The organism is Actinopolyspora sp. BKK2, assembly GCF_011291845.1.
GTDB classification, from domain to species: domain Bacteria; phylum Actinomycetota; class Actinomycetes; order Mycobacteriales; family Pseudonocardiaceae; genus Actinopolyspora; species Actinopolyspora saharensis.
Genome location: NZ_JAANTE010000011.1, coordinates 95,499 through 120,796 on the forward strand (window position 1 = coordinate 95,499; position 25,298 = coordinate 120,796).

Sequence of the window (25,298 nt, forward strand, 5' to 3'; positions counted from 1 at the left end):
CGGCTTGTCAATCTTCGACGAAGTTGCTAAGGGGCACGTCGAAGCCGGCTGAGCTGGTGTTTCGACGCGGGCCGCCCGGGCGCTGACCGCACTGCTCCAGTCGGGTGAGAAGCCGTTCGGGGTCCCCGTGTGAGAAAAATCGAGGGGAGGCGCCCTTCCGCGTCCTCCCCTCGACAGCGTGTTCAGCCGAACACGTTCAGCCCTCGTCCTTGCCGGACTGCATGCCCGCCGTGATCTGGTCCATGACGCTGGAGTCGGCGAGCGTGGACACGTCGCCGACCTCGCGGTTCTCCGCGACGTCCCGCAGCAGCCTGCGCATGATCTTGCCGCTGCGCGTCTTGGGGAGCTCGGACACGACCATGATCTGACGCGGCTTGGCGATGGGACCGATCGACTGGGCGACGTGATCGCGCAGGGCGCTGACCGTCGTCTCCCCGGCGTGGTCCCCGCGGGTGATCACGAAGGCCACGATGCCCTGCCCGGTGGTCGGGTCGGATGCTCCGACCACGGCCGCCTCGGCCACGGTCGGGTGCGAGACCAGCGCCGATTCGACCTCGGTCGTGGAGATGCGGTGCCCGGAGACGTTCATGACGTCGTCCACCCGGCCCAGCAGCCAGAGATCGCCGTCGTCGTCGTACTTGGCCCCGTCCCCGGCGAAGTAGTAGCCCTGCTCCGCGAAGCGGGACCAGTAGGTGTCCACGAAGCGCTGCTGGTCGCCCCAGATACCGCGCAGCATGGACGGCCAGGGCTTGTCCAGCACGAGCAGTCCGCCCTCACCGTTGCCGACCTGGTTCCCGTTCTCGTCGACCACGCTCGCGGACACGCCGGGCAGCGGCTGCTGCGCCGAGCCGGGCTTGGCCGCCGTCACACCGGGGAGCGGGGAGATCATGATGGCGCCGGTCTCGGTCTGCCACCAGGTGTCGACGATGGGAGCGGTGCCGCCGCCGATCTGGTCGCGGTACCACATCCACGCCTCCGGGTTGATGGGTTCACCCACCGTGCCCAGCACCCGCAGGGTGGACAGGTCGTACTGAGCCGGGATCTCGGCTCCCCACTTCATGAAGGTGCGGATCGTGGTCGGGGCCGTGTAGTACAGCGTCACCCCGTACTTCTGCACGATCTCCCAGTGCCTGCCCTCGTGGGGGCTGTTCGGGGTGCCCTCGTAGATGACCTGGCTCGCGCCGTTGGCCAGCGGGCCGTAGACGATGTAGGTGTGGCCGGTCACCCAGCCGATGTCGGCCGTGCACCAGTACACGTCCGACTCCGGCTTGAGGTCGAACACCGCGTTGTGGGTGTAGGCGGCCTGGGTGAGGTAACCACCCGAGGTGTGCAGGATGCCCTTGGGCTTACCCGTGGTGCCCGAGGTGTAGAGGATGTACAGCGGGTGCTCGGAGTCGAAGGACTCGGCCGCGTGCTGCTCGGGCTGGCGGTCGACGACGTCGTGCCACCACTTGTCCCTCTCCGAGTTCCACTCGACCTCGGCCTCGGTGCGCTGCACCACCAGCACGTGCTCGACGCTCGGCGTGCCGGTGACCGCCTCGTCCACGTTGGCCTTGAGCGGCATGGCCTGACCGCGCCGGAACTGGCCGTCGCAGGTGATCACCACCGTGGCCTCGGCGTCGTTGATCCTGCTGCGCAGCGCCTCGGCGGAGAAGCCGCCGAAGACCACGCTGTGCAGCGCGCCCAGCCGGGCGCAGGCCAGCATCGAGAAGACGGCCTCGGGCAGCATCGGCAGGTAGATGGCCACCCGGTCGCCCGAGCCGACTCCGAGCTCGGCCAGCGCGTTGGCGGTCTTGGACACCTCGCGCTGCAGGTCGGAGTAGGTGATCCTCCGGGAGTCACCGGGTTCGCCCTCCCAGTAGATGGCGACCCGATCACCGTTGCCCGCTTCGACGTGCCGGTCGACGCAGTTGTGCGCGACGTTCAGCCGGCCCCCGACGAACCACTCGGCGAAAGGAGGATTCGACCAGTCCAGAACCTGGTCCCACTCGGTGTCCCACTGTAAGCGCCGTGCCTGCTCGGCCCAGAAGCCCAGACGGTCCTCGTCGGCTTTCGCGTACAGCTCGGCCGTGGCGTTCGCGTTGGCCGCGAACTCCGCAGTGGGAGGGAACGTTCTGTTCTCCTCGAGCAAATTGTCCAACGTGTTGCTCTGCCCCTCGGGCTGACTCATCGCTGTCGAACCTCCGTCGCTGCTGGCACAGCTCTGTCTGTGACGAACGGTAGTGCGATCCGGCTCACTTCGATAGAGATGAACTGGGGGAAGGTCGATACCAATTCCCCTGTTCGGTGCTGCACATCACTGACAAGTCACAATGAGTGTAATACTTCTCACTTTGCTACGCCCGTCCGAAGGATTCACTTTGCCCCGTGTGGCGGAGGGCGCATCGTTTTTTCGTCACCAACGGGTAGCGTCTCGTGACGTGAACGCGCAGGAGTCGCTACGCCCGCTGGTCCAACTGCCGGGCGTCCCCGAAGCGGTCGAAACCGCCAGGTCGGCGATCGACGAGGTGCACGAGCACCCGGCGAACCGCAGAGGCTGGCCCACCACCGCGGCCGAGGCCTCGGTGCGCGCCGCGCGGGCCTCCGCCGCGGTCGCGGGCGGAGCCGCCGAAATCCCGGAGGGCGGCGAGGTGAGCGATCCGCTGCTCGCCGGTTCCCTGCGGGTCGCCGAGGCGATCGGCCCCCTGCTGCCGACCTGGCAGCGCGCCCCGCTGCAGGCCCTGGCCAGGTTGCACGTGCTGGCCGCGGCCGACCTCGTCGGCGAGCACGAGCAGGAGCGCCTCGGGCGTCCCCGCGCGGACGAGGAGGTCTCCTCGCGGCTGGACCTGCTGGCCCGCACGGTCACAGAGGTGAGCGGGAACGCCCAGGGCACGATCCCCGGACCTGTGCAGGCCGCCGTGGTGCACGGGGAACTGCTCGCGCTGGCGCCGTTCGGCGAGGTCGACGGGATCATCGCCCGCGCGGCCTCCCGGATGACCGTGATCGCCAGCGGGCTGGATCCCAAGGGACTCGTGGTCCCCGAGGTGGCCCACTTCCGCCGCCAGGAGGACTACGCCGCGGCCGCCCGCGGGTTCGCCTCCGGCGGATCCGAGGGGGTCTCCTCCTGGATCGAGTACTGCTGCAAGACGCTGGAGACCGGATCCCGCGAGGCGAAGTCGATCGCGGACTCCGTGCAGGGATGACCGTCCGCCGGACGGCGGACCGACCGAGAAAACAGGGGTTCGGCGCGGACCGTGCGCACGAGGCGACCGGTTCGTGGGCCGCGCCCGCGAAGCACAGAAGGCGACACCGTGAAACGAATCCTGCTCGACTGCGACCCCGGAATCGACGACGCGCTGGCGATCGCCCTCGCCCACGGCAGCCCCGCGGTCGAGGTGGCGGGCATAACCACCGTGTCCGGCAACGTGGGGATCGAGCACACCACCCCGAACGCCCTGGCGCTGGCCGAGTTCTACGGCATGGACGTCCCGGTGGCGCGCGGGGCGGCGCGCCCGCTCGTCCGGCCCGGCAGCGCAGCGTCCAACGTGCACGGCAACACCGGGCTCGGTGACGTGGTCCTCCCGACGGCCAAGGCCGACCCGGTGCCCGAGCACGCGGTCGACCACATCGTGAGCACGATCGCGGCCTCCCCCGGGGAGATCAGCCTCGTGGCGGTCGGTCCACTTACCAACATCGCGCTGGCGCTGCAGCTGGAGCCGCGCATCACCGAGTGGGTGCGGGAGTTCGTGATCATGGGGGGCTCCTACACCCGCGGCAACTTCAGCCCGGCGGCAGAGTTCAACATCGCCGCCGATCCGGAGGCGGCGAGCGTGGTGTTCGAGGCCCCGTGGCGCACGGTCATGTTCGGTCTGGACCTGACCCACCAGGCCAGGGCCACGGCCGCGGTGCGGCAGCGCTTCACCGGGCTGGGACGCCTGCAGGACGAACTGCTCAGCCCCTGCCTGGACTTCTACGAGAGCAATCGGCAGTACCGCGAGCACGGGCCCGCGATCCACGACGCCTGCGCGGTGGCCTACGTGATCGCTCCCGAGCTGTTCACCCTCGCCGAGGCGCGAGTGGACGTGGAGACCTCCGGCCGGTTCAGCTCCGGGATGACCGTGACCGACTTCGAGCCGGAGGCCGCGAGCAACGCCGCCGTGGCGACCGCTCTCGACCAGGAGGGTTTCTGGGACCTGGTCACCGACTCGTTCGGTCGGGTGGCCACCGGGATGGGCTGAGCGGCCGTTCGGAAGTGACGTACGGAACGTAGCGGAATATTCCGCTCCGCTGCGGAGTCCCAGCAGATGTGAGTCAACTGTTCGAACCCGTCAAGTTCCGTGACGTAGACATCCGCAACCGCGCCTGGGTCTCGCCGATGTGCCAGTACTCGGCCACCGACGGCGTGCCGGACGACTGGCACCTGGTGCACCTGGGGCAGTTCGCCACCGGGGGCGCCGGGCTGGTGATCAGCGAGGCCACCGCCGTGACCCCGGAGGGCAGGATCAGCCCGGGCGACACGGGGCTGTACAACGACGAGCAGGTGGCCGCCTGGAAGCGGATCACCGACTTCATCCGCGCCCAGGGCGCCACGAGCGGCGTGCAGCTCGCCCACGCGGGGCGCAAGGCCTCCACCTCGGCCCCGTGGGAGGGCGGCCACAGCCTCTCGGAGGAGGACGGCGGCTGGACCACCGTCAGCTCCACCTCCGCGGCGTTCGGTGAGCTGACCGCTCCCCGCGCGCTGAGCACCGAGGAGGTCGCCGCGCTGCCGGGACGGTTCGCCGAGGCGGCCCGCCGGGCCGACGAGGCCGGCTTCGACGTGGTGGAGCTGCACTTCGCGCACGGCTACCTGGCCCACCAGTTCTACTCGCCGCTGGTCAACGACCGCACCGACCGGTACGGCGGCGACTTCGACGGCCGCGTGCGAGTGCTGCTGGAGATCACCGAAGCGGTGCGCGAGGTGTGGCCGGAGGGCAAGCCGCTGTTCGCGCGGATCTCGGCGACCGACTGGACCGAGGACGGCTGGAGCGGTGCGGACTCCGCGCGGCTGGCCGGGCTGCTGTCCGAGCGCGGTGTCGACCTGGTCGACGCCTCGACCGGCGGGGCGGTCCCCGGGGTCTCCATCCCGGTCGGCGCGGGCTACCAGGTGCCCTACGCCCGGCAGATCAGGCAGGAGTCGGGGGTGCCCACCGGCGCCGTCGGCATGATCACCTCCCCCGAGCAGGCCGAGGAGATCGTGGCCTCCGGGTCGGCCGACTCGGTGCTGCTGGCCCGCGAGCTGCTGCGCGACCCGCACTGGCCGCTGCACGCGGCCGACCGGTTGCGCGCGGACTCGCTGTGGCCTCGCCAGTACGAGCGGGCCGCCCGCTGAGCGTCCGCTGCCGGTGGACCGCCCGGTTCCGGTCGAGGGGGATTCCGGCGGTCCCCTGACAGCGGGCCCTTCGGGGAGGAATCGGCCCGGTTCCCCGGCGACCGCGTTGCGCGGTGCCGGGGAACCGGGCCGACCGAATCACCACCGAAAACCGACCACGTGGTCGAAACGGATCACCCGGTGGTTCTTCGTCCCCGATCCGCGCGAACGCCACCCGGAGGTCCACATGGGACGGTCGTCGTCCCCGGGCGCGACCGCGACCGATCGGGAGTCGTCGCACGCGGCGCGGCTCGCTTCCCAGCGGCCCAACACTCGGCACCGCCGCGGGGGTCTCGTGCCGCACGAGGGGAACGTTTCGCGCGAAACCGCGCAACCCGAGGTGCCGAGGGGCGCCTACCCGGTGCTGGGCCTTCCGGAGCGAGACCCCGCGAGAGGTTCCGCCACCCGCACCGCCACGCAACCACCCACGACAAGCCAGCCCCCGAAAAGCCTCACCCCAACGCAGGCGCTTTGAGCCTGGGCAATCGGCACCGCCGCGGGTTCTCAGTCGAGTGCCCGGCGAGGACAGCCTCGACGTTGTGTAGGTCGCTACCCGATGTCGAGGCTCCCGGAGCCGGGCGCCGACTGAGGTTCCGCCACGCAACCACCTACGACAAGCGAGCCGAACAACCTCACAAAGTCTTGGCCTGCCACATCCAGTGCGCCTCCTCGAGCTTCGCCGCTATGGAGATCAGCAGGTCCTGCGTCACCTGATCGGTCTTGTCCGTCTCGTCGATCCGGGCCCGCAGCCTCCTGATCAGCTTGTCCAGCACCTCCACCATCGCCGCGATCACGTCGCTGTCGCGGCGCCAGCCGGACTCGAACTCGGGCACTCCCGAGCTCTCGGCGACCGTGTTCGCCCGCGCGTCCGGGGAGGCGCCGATGGCGGCGGCGCGTTCGGCGACGCTGTCGGCGAACTCGCGCGCGCTGCTGACCAGCTCGTCCAGTTGCAGGTGGACACTGCGGAAGTCACTGCCCACCACGTTCCAATGCGCCTGCTTGGCAACCAGGTGCAGGTCGACGAGGTCGACCAGAGTGCCTTGCAAAGACTTGGCCGTTATGTCCCGTTCGGAGTCACCAAGCGGGCTGGTGATCGGACCCTTCTCGGCCATTTCGTCGCACCTCCTCGCAGCCCCCACTACGGCATTGGAATCCGGGGGCTCGCGTGGAGTACCCGGGCGATCGAACCGGCAAACCCGCGCCCGTCGCGCGGGCGGCCCGGGCAGCGCGGGTGAGCGCCCCGGTCAGCGTCCCAGCGCGAACTCGGCCACCTGCTCGCCGATGGTGTGCAGCGTCGAGGCGACCTTCTCGTCGGCGCACTCCCCGCCGGGCCCCAGCCTGCTCTCGGCCGAGTTGACCGCCGCTCCCAGCGGGGTCGGCCAGCCGCGCAGCGCGTGAGTCACCGAGCGCAGCGCCTGCATGGTGTTCACGGTCGCCTGCCACCCGTAGGCGATGCCCACGCACCCGACCGCTCTGCCCTGCAGGTAGGGACGTCGGTCGTCCCGCAGGTCCTCCACGTGGTCCAGGGCGTTCTTCACCAGCCCGGACACCGTTCCGTGGTATCCGGGGGAGGCCAGCACCACCCCGTCCGCTTCCCGCAGGGCGTCCACGAGTTCGCGGGCGTTCGTGACGCGTTCGGTGACCGCCGGGTCGTAGAAGGGCATGACCAGCCCGCTCCCGGTTATCGCGTGGACCTTCGCTCCGCTGTCCCGCGCGCCGGCCAGCGCCGCGTGCAGGGCACGTTCGGACTGCGAATCGGCCCGCACCGAGCCGCCGATCCCCACTACGGTCACCGACATCGAAAAATTCCTTCCCGAATCCGCGTGCTCGCCGGACCTCGGCCGAGAAACACGCACTTCACTACCCGGTGTAACCACCCATCGAGGTCACCACCATTCGATCGGTCGAGCCGACCGAGTCACGGTATGGGTTCGACCGCACTCCAAGTCAATCCTCGGCCGCGTGGCTCGCACCACGCACTACCGAGCGGTAGCCTCAGCGTAGTGCGCCTCACGCGGCGAGAACCAACCGAGATCGTCCCGGGGGGTTCGAGCCGGGTGATCCGCTCCGACGTCCTGGTCCGACTCACCGCGAGAAGCAGAGCACGTGGCACATCGCCGCACGAACGAGCCGCTGTGGACGTCTCGCCACGCGCTCGAGGCGGGAGCCGGGACGAGGGGCCGCCGAAGTGCACAACTCCGAAACAGGCACCGAGCCACCCGGCGGGGTGGAGGCTACCGCCCTCCATCGTCGGTTCCGATCGTGGAAAGGTCCAGCCGTGTCCAACGCTGTCGACATCATTCCGCAGTCCCTGCAGAAGCGCGCCCAGTCCGCCGTGCTGCACGGGCTGCTGAAACTCCCGCGCCCGCTGCTGCGCCGCATCGCGGGGCCTCCCGTCCGGCTCGACGGCCAGGAGCTCGCGCTGGAGGTGCAGGCGCTGCTGCGGCTGCAGGCACTCGCGGGGCAGGAACGCATGGCCGCCGACACACCGGAGAAGGCGCGCTCGGGGATGCTGCAGGGGCTGGAGGTCACGCGCGGCGCCGAGATCTCTGGAGTGCAGGTCAGCAAGCGCTCGGTGCGAACCCGCTCCGGCGAGCTCGACGCCCGGCTGTACCGCCCCGAGGGGTTGACCGAGCCCGGCAGCCTGCTCCTGTTCTACCACGGTGGCGGCTGGGTGGTCGGTGACCTCGACACGCACGACGAGCTGTGCCGCTTCCTGGCCAAGTACGCCGACGTCCGGGTGCTGTCGGTGGACTACAGGCTCGCCCCCGAGCACCCCTTCCCCGCTGCCGCCGAGGACGCCGTCGACGCCTACCAGCACGTGCTGGACAACGCCGCCGACCTCGGTTCCAGCCCCGACTCCATCGCGGTCGGCGGGGACAGCGCGGGCGGGAACCTGGCCGCGGGGGTGGCCCAGCACGCCGTCGCGAACGGGCTCAAGAGCCCGGTGCTGCAGTTCCTGCTCTACCCCGCCGTGGACGCCAGCACCCGCAGGCGCTCCCGGGAACTGTTCAGCAACGGCTTCCTGCTCACCGACGGGGACATGGACTGGTTCATGGACATGTACCAGCCGAACGTGGCCGAGCGCGCCGATCCGCGGCTGTCGGTGCTGTTGAACGAGGACCTGAGCGGGCTGGCACCGACCGTGCTGATCACGGCCGGATTCGATCCGCTGCGGGACGAGGGCGAGGAGTACGCGCGGCGGCTGTCCGCCGCGGGAGTCCCGGTGATCTCCCGACGGTTCCCCGACCTGGTCCACGGGTTCGGCAACCTGCTCGGCGCGAGCACCAGGCTGCGCGAGGTCATGTTCGAGACCGTGGGTCACCTGCGCGCCGGCCTCGCGCTGCACTCCGAGTAGGAGCCGCCTCGTCCGGCTCACGCGAGCCGCGGCGGATGCCCGGAAGTTTCGCGCGAAGCGTTTCCCCGGAACGGCCCCGAGGTGACGGTTTCGCGCGAAACGTTCCGCCGAGCGAGTCGGACGCCGACCAGGGCGGAGGCTCACTGCCCCAGCAAGGAGCGCAGCCTGGCGAGCAGCTCCTCGCGGGTCGAGCAGTCCAACCGCTGCTTGATCCTGCCGATGTGGTGCTCGACGGTCTTGGCCGAGATGAACAGGCGCTGGCCCACCTGCTTGTAGGTCATCCCGCCGAGCACCAGTTCGGCCACTTCGCGCTCCCGGTCGCTCAGCAACTCCCCCTCACCACCGGAGGGGCCGACACCGCTCGTGCCGTCGGCCGGGTGCCGGTACGGGCGGGGGCTCTTGCCCTGCAGGGACCTGGCGCACTCCAGCAGCGCCAGCATGGTGCCGCGGTCCTTCGTGCGGAGGGCCGCCTGCCCGGCCAGTCCGGCACCGTCCCACACCAGCCCGACTCCGCACAGCCCGCGGGCGGTCTTCCGGACCAGCTCCTCGTCCACCTCCCCGTCCAGCAGGCGCAGCCACACCTCGGCCGCCTCGGACAGCGCGGTGGCGAACTGGCCGCCCCCGGACACCCGCGCGAGCGCGGCCGCGTGCTCGGCGGCACGCTCCCGGTCGTCCAGCACGATCGCCGCCTGCAGCTCCCTCCAGTACAGCGGAGCCGCCCACAGCGCGGGCTCGTCGAACTTGTTCAGCAGCTCGTGCGCCTCGCGCAGCTGCGGCAGCAGCCAGTCCCGGTCGCGCAGCCGCGCCCCCGCCACGGCCAGTTCGCTCAGCGGCAGCAGGGCGAACAGGTCGGCCGGGTGCTCGGCCACGGCCTTGCGCGCCCGGAACACCGCGCGCTCCAGCGCCGACATGTCGTTGTCCCTGCTGGCGATGCCCGCTTCCAGCGCGATCGCCACGAGTCTGTCCTTGACGGGCAGGACGGCCGGATCGTCGACCACCCGGTCCAGTTCCCGCCGTGCCGTGGTGGTGTCGCCCTTCAGCAGCGGCGGCCAAACCGCGAGCAGCCGGTGCCGCACCCGTGCCAACGGCCCTCCCGCGTCGGCGGCGAGCGCCCTATCCAGCACGGAGTCGGCCACGTCGAACTCTCCGCAGTGGGTGGCGACCGTGGCCGCGACGGCGGCGGGCGTGTCCGGGGCCAGCAGTTCCGCACCGACGGGCTCGGCCAGCGACGCCGAGCGCACCAGCGTCGACAGCGCATCGGGGGACGACCCGGTGACCGAGTCGTAGAACCCGCGGGCGAGCTGCTCGCCCGCTCCGGAGACCGAAGTCGGCGGCCCCGCGTCCGGCCAGTCGCGCAGCAGCTCCCCGGCCTCGGCGATCCGTCCGGTGTCCACCAGTCCCAGGACGGCGAACGCCGTGTCCCCCGCCCAGGGGACATGACGCGCCGACCAGCGGCACAGCTCCGCGGAGCGCTCGGGCAACCCCCGGTGGGCCAGCACCGTCGCCGAAACCCTGATGGCCAGGTCCCGCTCCGGCGCGGACTCGTCCACGATGACCCGGTCGGCAGTGCGCACCGCCTCGTCGAGCTCTCCGCGCAGTGCCACGGCCCTGGCCCTGCGCGCGGCGACCGAGACGGCGGGCGAACCGGTAGCCACCGCCGAGTCGAACATGCGCACGGCCAGCTCGGGCGAGTCGAACAGCACCTCGCGACCTGCCGCCTCGAAGCCGGAGGCCAGGACCGGATCGGTGGGCAGCGCGGAATCGGTGCCGAGCAGCGGGCACATCAGCCGCGCGACGGAGCCCGCCCGGTCGAGCTGGTTGCGCACGAGCACGCGCAGCACGGCCAGCCGCTTCTCCCAGGAAGTGAGCGCGAGCACGGCGTTGCGCACGAACGGGTGGGGAGCGTCCAGCTCGTCCAGCAGGCCGGCCGCGCGCAGCTCCTCCAGCGCGGGCGCGACGTCGGTCGACTCCACGCCGAGAACTGTGCCGAGCAGCACCGGGTGCGTGGTCCCGCCGACGGAGAGGGCGGTCAGGCAGCGGCGCGCCAGTTCGTCCAGCGCCCCCAGTTCCTCCCCGAAGCGGTCGAGCACCAGCCGCGACAGCCGCACCTCCTCCGGCTCGGTGAGCTCACGCGGATCGCACGCCTCCAGGGTGTGCCCCAGCAGGGCGGGGATCCCTCCGCTGAACGCGCGGATCCGCTCGACGGTCTCGGGCTCGTGGGAAGCGCCGGACATCCGGCGCAACTGCTCACCGATCTCCCCGGAACTCAGCTCGCCGAGGTTGACCACGGGACGATTGCGCCCGAAGCGCGAGATCAGCTCGGACAGCGGTTCGGGACACGGCCACGGGCGGCAGGCCAGGACCACCCGCACCGGACCGGCGGACACCAGCGGAAGCAGCTCGCGCAGCGTGCTCTCGCGCAGCAGCTGGGCGTCGTCGAGCAACAGCGCCGCACCCCCCGGATCCGGCTCCGCGAGCGCGGCCTCCACCGAATCGTGCACCGCAACGCCCGCGTCCCTGTAGATCCGGGCCAGCCTGGCCAGCAGCGTCGTCTTCCCGCTTCCGCCGACGCCGCGCACGACGGCGGTGACCGGTTTGGACGGGTTGGCGGCTATCTCCTCCCGAAGTCCTTCCGCCGCGCGCGGTTGGACGACCTCCCACGGGTGGTGTGCGGACCCCGCGTCCGGCGCGGGCCGTGTGGCGCTGGGGTGGTTCACGAACGGTCCCAATCGGTGAGCGGTGTTCGGTGTTCGGGTCTCGCGTTCCGTCTTCGCCTTGCCCGTACGACGGGGTTCACTTGCCGACCTGTTGCATTACTCCCGGAGACGCGGGTTGTTGGCTCCCGCCGAAGCCCTGCATCACTGTCATCACCAACCCGAAAATGATCAGCAGTGCCGCCAGCGACAGCTTGGCTACCTTGAGGGCTTTCCGCTTCGGAGGGGGTTCGACGTGCATCGGCTCGACTTCCACCGGTGGGCGCGGTGGCTCTGCGGTGGAGTCCGAGGACACATCGTCGATCTCCGCCTCCGCTCCGTCCACATCGTACTCATCGGAGGACGCGGGGGAGGAGTTGTCCTCCCGGTCGCTCACGCGCATCAGCACGCTCGTCTCCGCCCCGGCCACGGCGCGGTCGGTCGCCGCGGACAGCGCCTCCGCCGCCCAGCACGCCGCCCCGCGCGCGGCCACGAGCTCGGGCGATCGGTCCACTCGCACCGGTGACTCGATTGTTTCCAGGCCGGGCTGCGTCTCGTAAAGACGTTGTTGGACAAGATTTCGCAACAACGGAGTCCGGGCCGGACCGCCCGCGAGCACGACCGCTTCGAGGTCCTCCGGGCTCAACGAGGCCGACTGGATCGCCTGGACCAGGATCTCGGGGACCCACTCCAGGTACGGACGCGCGAGTCGCTCGTAGTGCGCGCGGGCCAACGGCACCTCCCCCGAGCTCCCGGGAAGCAGCACGTTCACCCGAGTCGACTCCCGCTGGGAGAGCTCCTCCTTGGCCTTGGAGCACTCCGCCCGCAGCCGGAGCGCGGCACCGCGCTCCCGCGGTTCGGTCGGGTCGAGCCGGCTCAGGGCCTCCCCGAAGTCGGGGCGGACCCGCTCGAGCACCAGGTCGTCCAGATCGGCCCCCGCGGATTCGCCCGAATCCACGGGAGTCCCGAGGAAGTCCAGCCCCGAGCCCGGCCCCCGCTCGGTGGCCACGGTGCCGTCCGAGTCGTGCGGTTCGTCCTTGCGCAGCACGGCGGCGCTGGAACCGCTGCTGCCGAGGTTCCCGACGGCGATCGAACCGCCGTTCGCAACGCCCTGCCTGGTCGCGTAGTCCACGGCCACGGCGAACGGCTCCGACAGGAGGGTGACGTCGGTCAGCCCCAGTTCGGCCAGCGCCAGGTGCAGCAGGTGCGTCCTGTGGGGGCCCCAGGTCGAGCTGTGCGTGACTGCGATGTGCTCGGCCGGATGGCCGTGCCGGTGCGCCACCTGGTCGGCCACCCACTCGATCATCGCGGCCGCCAGTCGGTGCGCGTGCACGAATTCGCCACCGAGGAGCAGCGGCGCGTCCTCGCCCAGGGCGGAGACGAAGCCGGAACAGCCCCATTCGTGTGACTCGGCCTGTTTCGCGGCGGCGGCCTCTCCCGCCAAGTACCCACCGTCCGGTGCGCGAGCCACGACGCTCGGAACGTCGGGCCGCGCGGACCCGAGCGGGAACGGGGTGGCCGCCGTCCAGCGCCCACCGTTTCTGCCCATCACAGCGGCCGAGGTCGTGCTCGTACCCAGATGAACCCCGAGAACGTAAGGCATGTCATCCCTTCCGACCTACCCGGCCACACTTCCCGTCACAGGACGATCACACGGGGTTCGCCCGGAGAGCCCGCCGGTCCAACCTAGCGCGGACTCGATTACGCAAAGATGTGACCCGCCCCATTGATCCCCTAACGAGTGACGCATCAAAGTCCCCTAACAGGTTCACCAATAACTAGGAGTGGCTCCCGATGGGCGACCCCCATTCCCCGCCGTAACTTGTTGGGCAAGGAACAAGGGGATCGGTCAACTCGCCCTGGCAGCGGACCACCTACGGCTTGAGTTCAGGAGAACGCCAGCGATGCCGAACGCACAGCCGGAGCAGGCCACCGGGCGGGACGACTCCGAGTTCCCCACTCCAGAACCGGCCACCTCGCAGGTAGCCGCACCGGGGCAGCCGACGCTCCAGGAATTCCTGACCCGCCTCGTCGGCAATCCGGAGACGCGTTCGGCGTTCGACGCCGATCCGCGCGGCACGCTGGACAACGCCGGACTGGGGGAATTGAGCGCGACGCAGGTGCTGCACGCCTCGTCACTCATGCTGGACTACGCACCGGCCGACGTCGTCACCGAGTACGACCGGACCGCACAGCCCAGCATCGACACGTTCACGGCGAGCACGCAGCACGTCGCGATCAACCAGCTCGAACCCGGACAGAACAACGAGCAACAGGAAGCGACGGAAACCATGAGCTCGGACAACTCCCCCGCCGCGGTCTTCTCCTCCGAGGGCGACGTCGACAAGTCCATGGAGCAGGCCCAGGGCAGCAGCGTCGAGAACAACGTCGACGTCGAGAACCAGGACTCCCAGAACCTGGTCAACGTGCACGACGTCGCCAGCGGTAACGACGTCGCCAACAGCGCCGTCGGCTCCGTGGACAGCACGGTCGACACGGCGGGCGACACCGTCAACGGCACGGTCGACACCGCGGGCGACACCGTCAACAACACGGTTGACGGCGCCCTGGGCACCGTCAACGGCACGGTCGACACCGGTGTGGACGTGGCCGCCGGTGCGGGCGGTGCCGCGCTCGGCACGGTGAACAGCACGCTGGACGACGCCACCAGCACCGTGGACACCACCGCCGGCAACGTCACGGACGGCTCCACGCTGGAGGGTGCCACCGGTGCGGTCGACAACACGCTGGACGGCGCCACCGGCGCGGTCGGCGGTGTGGCCGGCGGCGCGGTCGGCGGCGTGGTCAACGAGGCCGAGGGCGTCGTCGGGGGCGCCACCTCGGACCTGCCGCTGGACCTGCTCTGATCCACTCGGAGACCGAGCGGTCACCGCGAACGGTTTCCGGAAGACTCACGGCACCGCCGTGAGCGTGCTCTGACCTGAGCGGGCAAGGCCGCCGGGTTCCGTGTGCCCCCTCTCTCCACGGAGCCCGGCGGTCACCGATCGGCAGCCGCGGTAGCGCGCCCGCGGCGGTCGGCGACCCGCTCGGCACGCCGTTTCGACACCAGCGCCTCCACGAGGCCGGCGCACCGAGCTCGCGACCCCGGCAGCGCGGCCCCGGCCCCCGTTGCTCCGGTTACTCGCATCGAACTTTTCTCCCAACGCTCCGTAGCTCCGGCTGGCCGATTTTTCCTCCGATCGTGTAGCCGTGCACAATCTCAACGTGATCGAAACGGCACTCGTGGAACTCATCGACCGCGCGGAGGCCGAGTGTGCCGAGGCGCAGCGGACGGATCTGGAGAACCGATTACGGCAGATCCGCAGCCGGGTGCTCGATCCAGCACAGCTCGTCCTCGTCGTCGGTGAGCCGGAGCAGGGCAAGAGCGAGCTGATCAATTCTCTGGTCAACGCGCCCGTGTGCGCCACGGGCGAGAACGTGAGCACCGCCGTCCCCACGGTCGTGCGTCACTCCTCCGAGCCATCGGCACAGCTCGTCGAGCAGGAGACCACGCAGAGCGCCGTCGGAGGCGACCGGCTGCCGGTACCGGTGGACCAGCTGCACGACGAGCTGGACCGGGCCGTGCGCAACGGCCGCTCCGTCAGCAGGACCGAGGTCGGCCTGCCCCGCGCCCTGCTGGAGAACGGGCTCGCCCTCATGGACACCCCGGCCGTCGGCGGCGCGGTCAGCTCGCTGGGCGCGATCACCGAAGCCGCCGTGGCGGAGGCCGACGCCCTGCTCATGGTCTCGGACACCACGCAGGAGCTGACGACCAACGAGCTGAACTTCCTGCGCAGAGTGACCGCGATGTGCCCGAACATCGCACTCGTGCAGCCCAAGGCGGACTTCGTCCCCGACTGGCGCCGGATCGTCGAGCTCAACCGCAAGCACCTCGCCAACGCGGGCATCGCGGGCAAGATATTCCCGGTCTCGTCCAAGATCCGCGCCCGGGCGATGCGGGAGAAGAACCAGGACCTCAACGCCGAGTCCGGTTTCCCGCCGCTGCTGGACTACCTCCGCAAGGAGATGGCCAGCGCCCACGAGCAGCTCACCCGCAAGCTCGTGGCGCACAACGTGACCGAGGCGATCGACCAGATCACCAACTCGCTCCGCGAGGAGCTGAACAACCAGAGCCCCCGCACGGCCACCGAGACGCTGCTGGAGCTGGAGGCGGCGCAGCGCCGGGCCGAGGACCTCAAGCGGTTGTCCGGGCGCTGGCAGAAGACCCTCTCCGACGCGGTGCAGGAGCTGTACTCCGACATCGAGTACGACTTCAGGGAACGCAGCTGGGCCGTGCTGCACCAGGCCAACGAAACGCTGGACGAGGCGGATCCGAGCACCACGTGGGAGGACTTCGAGGACTGGCTGAAGGAGAACCTGTCCGAGGCGGTCGCGGAAACCTTCGGCTGGCTGGACCGGCGCAGGGAGCGGATAACCGAACAGGTCTCCGACGAGCTGCTCCGGGAGCACGTGCGAACCCTGCCCAGCAGCGACCCGATCCCCGTCCCGGACCCGCTGCAACGGGTCCCCGACCCCAAGGCTCCGAAGAACGCGAGCTTCCCGCGCAAGGACCAGATCCTGACCGGGCTGCGCGGGTCCTACGGCGGTGTGCTGATGTTCGGCCTGGTAACCAAGATGGCGGGGCTTCCGCTGATGAACGTGGTCTCCATCTCCGCGGGGCTGGTGCTGGGCAGCAAGAGCCTCAACGAGGAGAAGGACAGCAGGCTGAAGCGCCGCCAGGCCGAGGCCCGCACGGCGGTGCAGCGCTACGTCGAGCACGTGGTGTTCCAGGTCAACAAGGAAGCACGCGACTCCATCCGCCACATGCACCAGACCCTGCACGACCACTGCAATCAGATCACCGAGCAGGCCCAGATCAGAATCAGCCGATCCATTCAGGACACCAAGCGCATGGCAGAGCAGGACGCCGTGGACAGGGACGCGCGCGCCAGGGAGATCAAGAAGAAGCTCGAGGAGCTCAACGTGCTGCGCAAACGGGCCAGCACGCTGACGTCCAACCGCATAGCAGCAGCATGAACGCACCGAACGACGACGAGAACGCCCCGACGGGACTGCTGGGGCAGGCCAGGGCGCTGCTGCTGCGGACCATGACCTTCTACCGCGACGACCCGCGCACCGCGGGTTGGCTGCGCACCCGTCTGGAGAGGTTGTCCGAACCACTCCGCATGGCCGTGACCGGCCGGGTGAAGTCGGGCAAGTCCACGCTGATCAACGCGCTGGTCGGCTCCGAACTAGCCCCGAGCGACCCCGAGGAGCGCACCCAGGTCAACACGGTGTTCCGCTACGGCACCGAACCCAGGATCACCGTGCACACCCCGCACGGGACCCAGCAGACCATGTCCACGGGCAAGCTGGACCCGGCCACCATCCGCGACCTGCAGCGCTGGCGCCCCGACGAGGTGGCCCGACTGGTGATCGAGTCCCCCTCGCCGGGGCTGCAGGCGATCACGCTGATCGAGACCCCCGGTGTCGCCTCGACGGCCGTGCAGGAGACCGGCAGGTCCGCGCTCGCGCAGATACTCTCCGAGGCCGATGCGGTCCTGTACCTGACCCGGCACCCGCAGCAGACCGACATCCAGTTCCTGCACTCGGTGCACGAGCTGCGGGTCGCGCGCAGGGCCCCGATCAACACCGTTCTCGCGCTGTCCAGGGCCGACGAAGCGGCAACCGGCAGTGACGACTCGGTGGACACCGCGGAGCGGATGGCCGCCCACCACCGGCAGGACCCGAAGGTGCGCTCCTTCGCGCAGTACGTCGTCCCCGTGGCCGGGCTGCTCGCCCAGGCCGGGGCCACGCTGGACCAGCAGCGCTTCGACGCGCTGCTCGCCCTCGCCGCGCTGCCCCGGCAACGGCTCGAGGAGCAGCTGCTGTCGGCGGACAGGTTCTCGAAGGCGACCGAGCCGGAGGAGCTCGACACCGAGACCAGGCAGAACCTGCTGCGCGAGTTCGGCCTGTTCGGGTTGCAGCGGGCCCTGGCGCTGCTCGGGCAGGGAACGAGCGACTTCGCCAGGCTGCGCACGGCGCTGCTGGACGAGAGCAGGATCGGTGCCCTGCAGGAGGCGGTGCACCTGCAGTTCGTGGAGCGCCAGGAGGCGCTGCGCGCGCGTTCGGTGCTGATGGCCGTGGACATGGTGCTGCGGGCCAACCCTCGCCCGGGGAGCAGGCAGCTCCAGGGGGAACTGGACCGGTTGCTGGCCAACGCCCACGAGTGGGACGAGCTGCGCACGCTCTCCGGGCTGTGGTCGCGGCAGCTGCGGCTGCCCCCCGGGCTGCGCGAGGAGGCCGAGAGGCTGCTGGGGGCCTACGGTCCCCAACCGCAGGCCCGGCTCGGCCTGCCGGCGCAGACCCAGCCCCGGGAGCTGGTCGAGCGCGCGGGAGCGGTCACCCGACGCTGGCGGGCGCTGGCCTCCGATCCGCTCTTCGACCGGGCGCACCGCGAAGCCGTCCGCACCGTCCAGCGCAGCTGCGAACGGATGCTGGCCGCGCTGTGCAACGCCCAGTGACCGGGGTGCGCCGCTCGGTGCGGGCCGGGACTCCGGCGTAGGGAGGCGCGGTGGGCCGCCTCCGACTCACCGGGAGCTCGTCGGTTCGACTTCCCGCTGCGGTGGGGCGGGAGCACCGCTCAACCGCGCCGGGGACGGCCCCAAGTGCCCGGTGGGCGCGGGTGCGGCACCGCGATTCCGCCACGGCGGCTCGCCCGCGGAGACGTCGTGGGCCAGCAGGGTCACCAGCAGCGCGAGAACCAGCCCCGCCCCCAGCAGGACGTAGGAGGCGGCGCTCAACTGCTCCAGCACCCCGAGCTCGACCATGCTGTCCCGTTCGGCCGGGAGATCGGTGTACGGTGCCGCCCTGATGACCAGGATCGAGGCCACGGCCGCGAACAGCCACGGGAAACCGCGGTCGAGCAGCCCGTGCACGATCATCAACAGGATGGCGGGGACGATCCACACCCAGTGGTTCGACCACGCCGTCGGTGAGACGAGCAGGGAGAACACGCCGATGGTCGTCACGGCCAGCGGCGTGCTGCCGCGGTGGGCGCAGTAGGCGGTCGCGGCGGCCAGCAGCAGGCAGAGCACGATCCAGCCGACGAAGCGTGCCGTCGGTTCGAGATCCGTGCGGGACAGCACGGCCAGCACCGACTGGTTGCCGCGCAGCGGCGAGCCGAACGCAGCGGCCGCGGGCCCCTGCCCGAACCAGTAGTCCATCGAGGCGCCGAAGTCCACCACGAAACCGCTCAGCGTGGCGCCGAGGAAAGTGGCCACGACCGACGAGACCGCCCGGAAATTCCCGCGCACCAGAAACAGCAGCACGAAAGCCGCCGGAACCAGCTTCACCGCTGCTGCTGTTCCGATCAGCATTCCGCGCGGCCAACGCGGCGTGGAAACGAGGCAGTCGAAGGCCACGAGCCCCATCAGAACTATGTTGATCTGGCCCTGCCCGAACGAATTCGCCACCGGGTCGATCAGCAGGCAGGACTGCGCCGCGACGACGGCTACCGCCAAGGCCGTCCTGCCGCCCAGCCGGGGGACCGCGCGGCGCAGCACCAGGTACAACGTCCCCACCAGCGCGACCACGTTGACCAGGTAGAGCAGCGTGATGTCCAGCTTGAGCGGCAGCACGGCCAGCGGGGTCAACGGCAGCAGGGCGAACGGGGGGTAGACCCAGGGCAGCGGACCGTCGTTGCTTACCGGGGCGTGCGAGGTCAGCACCTCCCCACCGGAGATCCAGGCGTGCACCGCTCTGCGGTAAACCTCGTGATCGGGCCAGGTCTGCTGACTCGCCACGTCGGAGAGCAGCGTCCACAGAAGCAGTCCCGCCGATACCACCGTCACGAGGGGAGCGCATTTCTCCACTAACCGGTATAACTCGCCTCGCGAATCGGTTCCCTCTTCGTCCGGCAGGAGTTCCGATCTCCTGGTCAGGACAGCACGACCTTCGAACATCTCCAACAAGCTACATCAACTACACACGGTCACATCCCTATCTCGATCCGATAACTGGATTTTTCCCATTCCGCCGCGTCCCGTCTTCGGAATCCCCGCCGGGGGCCGGCCCTCCCGGAAGCGGGGCCCGGTAGCTGGCCCGGGACAGAAATCGGGCCCGGCGGTGCGGCGTGCACCACCGGGCCAGATCACGTGGTGGGAAGCGCGGTCAGCGGCAACCCGGTCGACCTCCGGGGCCGACCCGGTGGTCACGGGGGAACCTCCCGCGACCACCGCGACGCCTCACGCGAGTCCGCGAAGCGTCAGTTCTGGACCTTCTCGGCGATCTTGTCGCCGGTGTCCTTGTCCACGTTCCGCCAGTACTGCAGCGCGCGGTCCAGGATGGGCTGGCTGACGCCCTTGGACAGGTGGCCCGCGACGTTGTTCACGAAGCGCTGCCGCTCCTCCTCGCTGAAGACCTCGCGGACCATGGTCCCGGCCTGGCCGAAGTCGTCGTCCTCGGCGTGCTTCTCGTAGGCCGTGCGGACGACCTCCTGCTCGAGCCCCTGAGCGGAGTCCTCGCTGCCGTTGCGCGTGTCGGCGTGCGGGCCTCCGTAGGAGTTCGGCGCGTACACCGGGTCCTGCCCGTAGCTGTACCGCATCGGGCCGTCCTTGGCGTAGGAGTTCACCTGTGCGGTGGGCCGGTTGACCGGCAGGTCCATGTAGTTCGGGCCGATGCGGTAGCGGTGGGCGTCCGGGTAGGAGAACAGCCGACCCTGCAGCATCTTGTCCGGCGAGGTGCCGGTGCCCGGGACCAGGTTGGACGGCTCGAAGGCGGCCTGCTCGATCTGCGCGAAGTAGTTCTCCGGGTTGCGGTTGAGCACGAACCGGCCGACCTTGATCAGCGGGTAGTCGCCGTGCGGCCACACCTTGGTCAGGTCGAACGGGTTGAACCGGTACTCAGCGGCCTCCTCGAGCGGCATGACCTGCACGTACAGCGTCCAGCTCGGGTTGTTGCCGGACTTGATGCTGGACCACAGGTCACGGATGTGGGCGTCGCTGTCCTCACCGGCCAGCCGGTCGGCCTCCTCCTGGGTGAGGAAGTCGTGCCCCTGGTCGGTCTTGAAGTGGTACTTGACCCAGAACTTCTCGCCCTTGGCGTTCTCCCACAGGTAGGTGTGGGAGCCGTAGAGGTTCATGTTCCGCCAGGTCTTCGGGATGCCCCGGTCACCCATCAGCCAGGTGACCTGGTGGGCCGACTCGGGGCACTGGCTCCAGAAGTCCCACTGCATGTCGTGGTCGCGCAGGTGGTTGTCCGCGCGGCGCTTCTGGGAGCGGATGAAGTCGGGGAACTTGATCGCGTCCCTGATGAAGAACACCGGGGTGTTGTTGCCCACGAGGTCGAAGTTGCCCTCGGAGGTGTAGAACTTGATGGCCGTGCCGCGCGGGTCGCGCCAGGTGTCGGGGGACCCCAGCTCACCCGCGACCGAGGAGAACCGGATCAGCGTCTCGGTCTTGACGCCGGGCTGGAACAGCGCAGCCTTGGTGTACTGGCTCACGTCCTCGGTGGTCTCGAAGAAGCCGAATGCGCCACCACCCTTGGCGTGCACCACGCGCTCGGGAACCCGCTCCCGGTTGAACTGCGCGTTCTTCTCGATCATGTAGTGGTCCTGCAGCAGCACCGGACCGTTGGGACCTGCCGTCAGCGAGTGGTCGTCGCTGGCCACCGGAATGCCGGCGTTGGTCGTCGTGGGTCGTGGCGAACTCACGATCGTTCCTCCTCGTGGTGGTTTGGCGTCCGTCGATCACTCCGCGGCGGACTTGCAATCGGGGCACTGACCCCAGAACACGATCTCCGCTTCGTCGATGGAGTACCCGGAGGTCGACGAAGGCGTCAGGCACGGCGCCGCGCCCTGGACGCAGTCGACGTCCTCGGTCCTACCGCAAGCACGACACACCAGGTGATGATGGTTGTCGGCTGTGCGGGACTCGAAACGCGCCGGATGACCGGCCGGTTCGATCCTGCGCAACAACCCTGCGGCCGTGCACGCGTGCAGCACGTCGTAAACGGCCTGGGTGGACACCGAGCCGAGGTGCTGTCGCACGGCATCGGCCACCTGGTCGGCGGTCGAGTGCGGGTTGTCCGACAGCCAGTCGAGCACGGCCGTGCGCGGCGCGGTCGCCCGCAGTCCGGACGCACGCAACCTCTCACGTGCGCTGCTCGCTGCGGAATGACCGCTGGATCTCGTGCTGGGTGCCATAGCTCTGCCAGTATGCCACGCACAGATTGGAATAAGTCAAGAAAACACGCGAGAGGTCCACTCGGACGTGATCGATGCTTCGCGCGGAGCACTCCGCCGAGTGAGCGAGTTCACCCGGACCCGGCGCGCGGAGCGCGGCGACCGCGCCGCATCGGGATCACGCGGCCCCGCCGGCACCGAAACGACGGGCGCGCCGCGGTGCTCACCGCGACGCGCCCGTGAAGTGATCCTCCCGACTCCGGCCCGCTTCCGGGAGGAGCCCCGGAAGCGGGCGAGCCTCACAGAACCAGGGACAGCCCCCAGGAGATCAGGAACCCGACCACACCGATCAACGTCTCCATGACGGTCCAGGTCTTGAGCGTGGTCGGCACGTCCATGCCGAGCAGCCTGCCCACCAGCCAGAAGCCGGAGTCGTTGACGTGGGACAGCACCGTCGACCCCGAGGCGATGGCGATGACGATCAGGCACAGGTCGACCGAGGTCACCCCGGAGGCCGCGGTCACGGCGGGAGCGATGAAACCGGCGGAGGTGGTCAGCGCGACGGTCGCCGAACCCTGCGCCACGCGCATCACCACGGCGATCAGGAAGGCGGCGACGATCAGCGGAATCCCCGCGTCGTTGAGCCCCTCGGCCAGCGCGTTGCCCACGCCGGCCTCGCCCAGCACGGCGCCGAACATGCCACCGGCACCGGTGATCAGGATGACGGCGGCGATCGTCGAGAGACTGGACGTGAGCTCGCTCTCGATCTCCTTGCCGCTCATGCCGCGCTTGAGGCCGAGCACGACCGAGGCGGCCAGCACCGCGATGGCCAGGGCCACCGGGCTCTGCCCGATGAGGATTGCGGCCTGCACCGCCTGGGACCCGGAGTCGACCACGTCCTCGGAGACCAGCGTGTCGAGGCCGGTGCGCAGGAAGATCAGCACCAGCGGCAGCAGGAGCAGGCCGATGACGGTCTTCATGCTCGGCCTGGGCTTGTCCGAGGCGGCGTCCTGCCCCGAGGCGGTGGAGTCCTCCGGGATGGACAGGAAGACCCGACTGCCGTTCCAGACGCCGAAGAGGTAACCGGAGATGAACCAGGTCGGGATACCGACGACGAGTCCGACCAGCAGCAGCAGACCGGTGTTGGCCCCGATCAGCCCCGCGGCCGAGACCGGACCGGGGTGCGGAGGGACGAAGGCGTGCATGACGGCGAAGGCACCGACCACCGGCAGCGCGTAGCGCAGCACCGAGCCGCCGAGCCTGCGGGCGACCGTGAACACGATCGGCAGGAAGATGACCACGCCGGCGTCGAGGAAGATCGGGAAGCCGAACAGCAGCGCGGCGATCCCGAGCGCGAGCGGTGCCCGCCGTTCACCGAACCGGCGTACCAGCGCCTCGGCCAGCACCGAGGCGCCGCCGGATATCTCCAGCATCCGACCGAGCATCGCGCCGAAGCCGACTATCAGGGCGACTTCGGCGAGCGTCCCCCCGAGCCCGTCGTTGAGGGTGCTCATCACCTGGTCGAGCGGGATCCCCAGCACCAGCGCCGTGGCGATGCTGACAGCCAGCAACGCGATCATCGGCTGCATCTTGAGGAAGACGATCATCAGCAACAGCACCGCGACGGCCCCCGCCGCCACGGCGAGCGTGACTCCCGCCCCCAACGTGGACTCGGCGGCAGGCTCGGCCGCCGCGATCACTCCTTGCAAGAATCTGCCCCTCTATCACCACCGGGCATCACCCAAATGGATGCCGAACACGGGGGATCCTCACAAGGCGAACCCATTGACCGCCAGAGCTCTGTATCGCTTCAGTCATACTTTTTTTCATTGACGTTCACATTGTTGACACAGAGCACTGCCAGTTGCTACCCGAGAGTAATCACATGCCCGGGAAACCGGGACTCCCGCCGGATCGCCGAAGACGCCCCCGACGCGACGGAGCTTGGCGCCCGGACGGGGGGTTCGACGCCACGCGCCGGAACACCCCCACCCCGAGGCCACCCGCCCGGAGGGGTCAGTCGGCGCGCGGGGCCAGCTCGCTCACCGCACGGTGCAGCCGCTCGAGCCCACCGCGCTGCTTCCGCAGCATCCGCGCCGCCTCGTGATCCGGGGGAACCGTCCGGCTGGGGCGCACCAGATCCGCCGCCTCCTCCAGCGAGTCCAACTCACCGAGAGCACGCCAGGCCACCAGCACGGCCCCCAGCGCGGAGCCCCCGCTGTCGTCGGCCAGCTCGAGCTCGATCCCCAGCGCGGCGGCTATGGCCTCGGCCCAGACCCGGCTGCGGAAACCACCGCCGGTGGCCCGGACCGCGCGAACCTCGGCTCCGGTCTCGACCACCGCGTCCCGCACGAGCGCGAGCTGCTGGGCAACTCCCTCCAGCAGGGCACGAGTGATGTCGGCCCGGCCGTGCACGCGGCGCAGCCCGATCAGCGAACCGGTCAGTCCCGGCTCCCACCACGGGGCCCGCTCGCCCATCAGATAAGGCAGCGCCACCAGCCCGCGCGCCCCGGCGGGGACCTGCAGGGCCTCGTCCATCAGGTCGGCCACGTCCACGCCGAACGCCTCTGAGGCCCACTGGCCGACGACGGCACCGTTGCTCACGGCACCTCCCGAGACCCACAGACCGTCCGCCAGGTAGTAGCAGAACGTGCGGCAGCGCTCGTCCACTCCCGGGGAGTCCCGCACCACGCGCAACGCCCCGCTGGTCCCGAGGGACAAACCGGCCACCCCGGTGTTGACCGCGCCGACCCCGAGATTGCCCAGCGGTCCGTCCCCCGCGCCGAGCACCACCGGAAGCCCCTCCGGCAGACCGGTGGCGCGGGCGGCCTCCGCCGCCAGGGGCAGGACATCGGTCGGGGCCTTGATCTCCGGGAGCTGCTGCCTGCTCACCCCGGCCGTGGACAACGCCTCGTCGTGCCAGTCCAGCGTGGCCATCTCCTGCAGCCCGCTGCCCGAGGCCAGGGACTGGTCCGTGACGAACTCGCCGGTGAACGCGGTGAACACGAAGTCCTTCAGCGCGCACCAGCTCGCCACCGGTTCGACGAGGTCACGACGCTGCTGCGTCAACCACGCCAGCTTGACCATGACCGACTGGGGGTGCACCGGCGTTCCGGTGGCGTGGTGCAGCCGGGCGGCGCGCTCCCAGTCACCGCGCAGCTTCTCGGCGACGTCCGCGCACCGACTGTCGGACAGGTGAAAAGCCGGAGTCACCGGCTCGCCCTCCGCGTCGAGACCGAGCAGCGAGTGCATGGCGGTGCTGAACGACAACGCCCGCACTCGGTAACCGGCCTGCTGCGTCCAACTCACACACTCGGTCAACGCGGCGAACGCGGAATCCCGCACCGCCGCGGCGTCCTGGACGGCCTCCCCCGGCTCCTCGGTGCGCATTCCGTTCTCGCGTTCGGTCAGATGCAACACCGTTCCGGCCCGATCGGCGGCTACGGCCTTGGTGGCCGTCGAACCGAGGTCCAGGCCGAGGACGACCTCCTGAGTTCCGGATGCGCTCATGCCCCTAACCTATCCGCCAGCGCGCGCTGGTCCCGATGGACGAGACACATGCCATCCACGCGGGGGTGAGGCACCGGGCGAGCACGGCCGTCCGAACCGCGCTCTCAGCCCGCATCACCACCGCGCCGCGCGAACACGTCGAGATCGACCACCCAGCGGCAGGAGATG

General features: G+C 70.0%; 17 protein-coding genes. 7 read left to right on the top strand and 10 right to left on the bottom strand.

The annotated features are described in order from the left end of the window. Nucleotides 1-196: 196 nt before the first annotated feature. On the bottom strand, nt 197-2,170 hold the full coding sequence (gene acs / locus G9Q41_RS19425) for an acetate--CoA ligase (RefSeq protein ID WP_092524710.1): 1,974 nt from the start codon (nt 2,168-2,170) through the stop codon (nt 197-199). Nucleotides 2,171-2,420: 250 nt separating this feature from the next. Here acs and G9Q41_RS19430 point away from each other — a divergent pair, with 250 nt between their 5' ends. The 3 genes from G9Q41_RS19430 (at nt 2,421) to G9Q41_RS19440 (ending at nt 5,347) form a co-directional block, all read left to right on the top strand. Further along, nucleotides 2,421-3,182, top strand: coding sequence for an oxidoreductase (locus G9Q41_RS19430; protein WP_092524712.1), 762 nt, complete (start codon nt 2,421-2,423; stop codon nt 3,180-3,182). A gap of 108 nt (nt 3,183-3,290) precedes the next feature. After that, nucleotides 3,291-4,217, top strand: a complete 927-nt coding sequence (locus tag G9Q41_RS19435) for a nucleoside hydrolase (protein ID WP_165633725.1) — start codon at nt 3,291-3,293, stop codon at nt 4,215-4,217. 68 nt (nt 4,218-4,285) lie between these two features. Further along, entirely contained in the window at nt 4,286-5,347 is a 1,062-nt protein-coding gene (locus G9Q41_RS19440; protein ID WP_165633726.1) for an NADH:flavin oxidoreductase/NADH oxidase, read from the top strand. Between the two features lie 671 nt (nt 5,348-6,018). Here G9Q41_RS19440 and G9Q41_RS19445 read toward each other — a convergent pair. Both G9Q41_RS19445 and G9Q41_RS19450 read right to left on the bottom strand, forming a co-directional pair. Further along, nucleotides 6,019-6,498 (bottom strand): DNA starvation/stationary phase protection protein, encoded by a 480-nt coding sequence (locus G9Q41_RS19445; RefSeq protein ID WP_092524716.1) that lies wholly within the window; start codon nt 6,496-6,498, stop codon nt 6,019-6,021. Nucleotides 6,499-6,630: 132 nt separating this feature from the next. Next, the gene (locus tag G9Q41_RS19450) at nt 6,631-7,185 is read right to left on the bottom strand and encodes an NAD(P)H-dependent oxidoreductase (protein ID WP_092524718.1); all 555 of its coding nucleotides are present in this window, start codon (nt 7,183-7,185) and stop codon (nt 6,631-6,633) included. 479 nt (nt 7,186-7,664) lie between these two features. Between G9Q41_RS19450 and G9Q41_RS19455 the strand changes: the two genes are divergently transcribed. Then, complete coding sequence (locus tag G9Q41_RS19455; RefSeq protein ID WP_347567615.1) at nt 7,665-8,744, top strand: alpha/beta hydrolase; 1,080 nt, start codon at nt 7,665-7,667, stop codon at nt 8,742-8,744. A gap of 140 nt (nt 8,745-8,884) precedes the next feature. On the opposite strand, the gene G9Q41_RS19460 is transcribed toward G9Q41_RS19455, so the two are convergent. Together G9Q41_RS19460 and G9Q41_RS19465 are read right to left on the bottom strand one after the other, a co-directional pair. Then, nucleotides 8,885-11,461 carry a LuxR C-terminal-related transcriptional regulator gene (locus tag G9Q41_RS19460; protein WP_347567616.1) on the bottom strand — a complete coding sequence of 859 codons (2,577 nt, stop codon included), beginning with the start codon at nt 11,459-11,461 and terminating at the stop codon, nt 8,885-8,887. A gap of 76 nt (nt 11,462-11,537) precedes the next feature. After that, a complete protein-coding gene (locus G9Q41_RS19465; protein ID WP_165633728.1) occupies nt 11,538-13,040 on the bottom strand; it encodes an Hsp70 family protein in 1,503 nt (500 codons plus the stop codon). A gap of 301 nt (nt 13,041-13,341) precedes the next feature. Between G9Q41_RS19465 and G9Q41_RS19470 the strand changes: the two genes are divergently transcribed. The 3 genes from G9Q41_RS19470 to G9Q41_RS19480 all read left to right on the top strand — a co-directional run bounded on the left by G9Q41_RS19470 (nt 13,342) and on the right by G9Q41_RS19480 (nt 17,961). Then, entirely contained in the window at nt 13,342-14,304 is a 963-nt protein-coding gene (locus tag G9Q41_RS19470; protein ID WP_165633729.1) for an IniB N-terminal domain-containing protein, read from the top strand. A 358-nt stretch (nt 14,305-14,662) separates the two neighbouring features. Continuing rightward, nucleotides 14,663-16,474 (top strand): dynamin family protein, encoded by a 1,812-nt coding sequence (locus G9Q41_RS19475; RefSeq protein ID WP_165633730.1) that lies wholly within the window; start codon nt 14,663-14,665, stop codon nt 16,472-16,474. Next, a complete protein-coding gene (locus tag G9Q41_RS19480) occupies nt 16,471-17,961 on the top strand; it encodes a dynamin family protein (RefSeq protein ID WP_092524768.1) in 1,491 nt (496 codons plus the stop codon). Before G9Q41_RS19475 ends, G9Q41_RS19480 begins: the two co-directional genes overlap by 4 nt. Before the next feature lie 66 nt (nt 17,962-18,027). Here the strand turns inward: G9Q41_RS19480 and G9Q41_RS19485 are convergent, their stop codons facing one another. The 5 genes from G9Q41_RS19485 to G9Q41_RS19505 all read right to left on the bottom strand — a co-directional run bounded on the left by G9Q41_RS19485 (nt 18,028) and on the right by G9Q41_RS19505 (nt 25,130). Next, nucleotides 18,028-19,290 (bottom strand): glycosyltransferase family 87 protein, encoded by a 1,263-nt coding sequence (locus G9Q41_RS19485; protein WP_245695837.1) that lies wholly within the window; start codon nt 19,288-19,290, stop codon nt 18,028-18,030. A 413-nt stretch (nt 19,291-19,703) separates the two neighbouring features. After that, nucleotides 19,704-21,149, bottom strand: a complete 1,446-nt coding sequence (locus tag G9Q41_RS19490) for a catalase (protein ID WP_092524772.1) — start codon at nt 21,147-21,149, stop codon at nt 19,704-19,706. A 36-nt stretch (nt 21,150-21,185) separates the two neighbouring features. Continuing rightward, nucleotides 21,186-21,641 carry a Fur family transcriptional regulator gene (locus tag G9Q41_RS19495; protein ID WP_092524774.1) on the bottom strand — a complete coding sequence of 152 codons (456 nt, stop codon included), beginning with the start codon at nt 21,639-21,641 and terminating at the stop codon, nt 21,186-21,188. Nucleotides 21,642-21,919: 278 nt separating this feature from the next. Next, a complete protein-coding gene (locus tag G9Q41_RS19500) occupies nt 21,920-23,320 on the bottom strand; it encodes a gluconate:H+ symporter (protein WP_165633759.1) in 1,401 nt (466 codons plus the stop codon). Nucleotides 23,321-23,636: 316 nt separating this feature from the next. After that, nucleotides 23,637-25,130 carry a gluconokinase gene (locus G9Q41_RS19505; RefSeq protein ID WP_165633731.1) on the bottom strand — a complete coding sequence of 498 codons (1,494 nt, stop codon included), beginning with the start codon at nt 25,128-25,130 and terminating at the stop codon, nt 23,637-23,639. Between the last annotated feature and the right edge of the window lie 168 nt (nt 25,131-25,298).

Bases quoted from the DNA above. Each gene is read 5' to 3' on its own strand.
- acs (WP_092524710.1), bottom strand. From the start codon at position 2,170: ATGAGTCAGCCCGAGGGGCAGAGCAACACGTTGGACAATTTGCTCGAG.
- G9Q41_RS19445 (WP_092524716.1), bottom strand. From the start codon at position 6,498: ATGGCCGAGAAGGGTCCGATCACCAGCCCGCTTGGTGACTCCGAACGG.
- G9Q41_RS19450 (WP_092524718.1), bottom strand. From the start codon at position 7,185: ATGTCGGTGACCGTAGTGGGGATCGGCGGCTCGGTGCGGGCCGATTCG.
- G9Q41_RS19465 (WP_165633728.1), bottom strand. From the start codon at position 13,040: ATGCCTTACGTTCTCGGGGTTCATCTGGGTACGAGCACGACCTCGGCC.
- G9Q41_RS19470 (WP_165633729.1), top strand. From the start codon at position 13,342: ATGCCGAACGCACAGCCGGAGCAGGCCACCGGGCGGGACGACTCCGAG.
- G9Q41_RS19480 (WP_092524768.1), top strand. From the start codon at position 16,471: ATGAACGCACCGAACGACGACGAGAACGCCCCGACGGGACTGCTGGGG.
- G9Q41_RS19495 (WP_092524774.1), bottom strand. From the start codon at position 21,641: ATGGCACCCAGCACGAGATCCAGCGGTCATTCCGCAGCGAGCAGCGCA.
- G9Q41_RS19505 (WP_165633731.1), bottom strand. From the start codon at position 25,130: ATGAGCGCATCCGGAACTCAGGAGGTCGTCCTCGGCCTGGACCTCGGT.